This window comes from Frankia sp. EI5c, from assembly GCF_001636565.1.
In the GTDB taxonomy this organism is placed as follows: Bacteria; Actinomycetota; Actinomycetes; order Frankiales; family Frankiaceae; genus Parafrankia.
Window position 1 is genome coordinate 1 of sequence record NZ_LRTK01000154.1, and the last position, 1,760, is coordinate 1,760.

The window sequence follows — 1,760 nt, forward strand, 5'->3', positions numbered from 1 at the left end:
CCCCCCGACACCTCACCACCACCCTCACCCCCAAAGCCACCGCCGCCACCAACCTCCACACCCTCACCCACCACCACCCCCTCCACACCTTCCTCCTCTTCTCCTCCATCACCGCCACCACCGGCACCCCCGGCCAAGCCAACTACGCCGCCGCCAACGCCTACCTCGACGCCCTCGCCCACCACCGCCACACCCACCACCTCCCCGCCACCAGCATCGCCTGGGGCCTCTGGAACCCCACACCCAGCGACACCAACACACCCGACGACACCCCCGCCCCCGGCGACACCCCCAGCACCGGCGGCATGGCCGCAGCGCTCGGCAAGGCGGATCTGAGCCGGCTCGCCCGGGCGGGCATCGCACCGCTGCCAGCAGAGCAGGCCCTGCGGATGTTCGACCAGGTCTTCGCCGGCAGGCACGCCGACCAGGCGTTGGTCGTGGCCTCCCGGTTCGACACCCGGGCGCTCGCCTCCCCGGGAGCGGCCGTGCCGCCCCCGCTGCGTTCCCTGGTGCGCAACGCGCCGCGTTCCCTCACGCGGGCCGGTACCCGCCCGGGGGTGACCGCTCCGGCCCGCCCGGAACTGGCCTCCCGACTCGCCCGGGCCAGCGCGGGCGAGGCCGACCGGCTGCTGGTCGAGCTGGTCCGGGAGACGGTCGCCCTCGTCCTCGGGCACACCGACACCGCCTCGGTTCCCGAGGACCGGCCCCTGACCGACCTCGGCCTCGACTCGCTCGCCGCCGTCGACCTGCGCAACCGGCTCGGCNCGGCCACCGGCCTGCGCCTGCCCGCCACCCTGGTCTTCGACCATCCCACCCCGAACGCGCTGGCCACGCTGCTGCGCGCGGAGCTGGTCGACGCGGCCGGCGACGACCCGTCGACGAGTGACGCCACCGCCACCACTACCACTGCCACCGGAGGCGGGCGCGGCGCGAAGGTGGAGAGGGGCCGTGACGCCACCGACGACCCGGTCGTCATCGTGGCGATGGCCTGCCGCTTCCCCGGTGGGGTGCGCTCACCCGAGGATCTGTGGCGACTTCTCGCCGACGGCCGGGACGCGATCTCCGGCTTCCCCGCCGACCGTGGCTGGGACCTCGACGCCCTCTACGACCCCGACCCCGACCGCCCCGGGACGTCCTACACCCGCGAGGGCGGGTTCCTGCACGACGCGGGCGACTTCGACCCGGAGTTGTTCGGCATCAGCCCCCGGGAGGCGATGACGACCGATCCGCAGCAGCGGCTGCTGCTGGAGACCGCCTGGGAGGCGTTCGAACGCGCCGGCCTCGCCCCCGACTCGCTGCGCGGCTCCCGCACCGGTGTGTTCGCCGGTGTCATGTACAACGACTACGGAGCCCGGCTGCACCAGGCCGGCACGCCCGCCGAGGGCTTCGAGGGCTACCTGGTAAGCGGGAGCGCGGGCAGTGTGGCGTCCGGCCGGGTGGCGTACACGTTCGGGCTGGAGGGCCCGGCGGTCACCGTCGACACCGCCTGCTCCTCCTCACTCGTCGCCCTGCACCTCGCNGCCCAGGCACTGCGCAGCGGCGAATGCGACCTCGCCCTCGCCGGCGGCGTCACAGTGATGGCCAGCCCCACCACGTTCATCGAGTTCAGCCGGCAGCGCGGGCTCGCCCCCGACGGCCGCTGCAAACCCTTCGCCAACGCCGCCGACGGCACCGGCTGGTCCGAAGGCGCCGCACTCCTCCTCCTCGAACGACTCTCCGACGCCCACCGCAACAACCACCCCGTCCTCGCGGTGGTACGC

The 1,760-nt window shown here is 74.2% G+C and carries 1 protein-coding gene and 2 pseudogenes; all 3 read left to right on the plus strand.

Features of this window, described 5'->3' with window-relative positions; genetic code table 11:
* On the plus strand, positions 1-764 hold a 764-nt coding region (locus UG55_RS44985), incomplete at both ends, for a beta-ketoacyl reductase (protein WP_242425172.1).
* Position 765: 1 nt separating this feature from the next.
* Positions 766-1,519 (plus strand): annotated as a pseudogene (locus tag UG55_RS44990) (beta-ketoacyl synthase N-terminal-like domain-containing protein); the annotation flags it as partial.
* 1 nt (position 1,520) lies between these two features.
* Positions 1,521-1,760: pseudogene (locus tag UG55_RS44995) on the plus strand (beta-ketoacyl synthase N-terminal-like domain-containing protein); the annotation flags it as partial.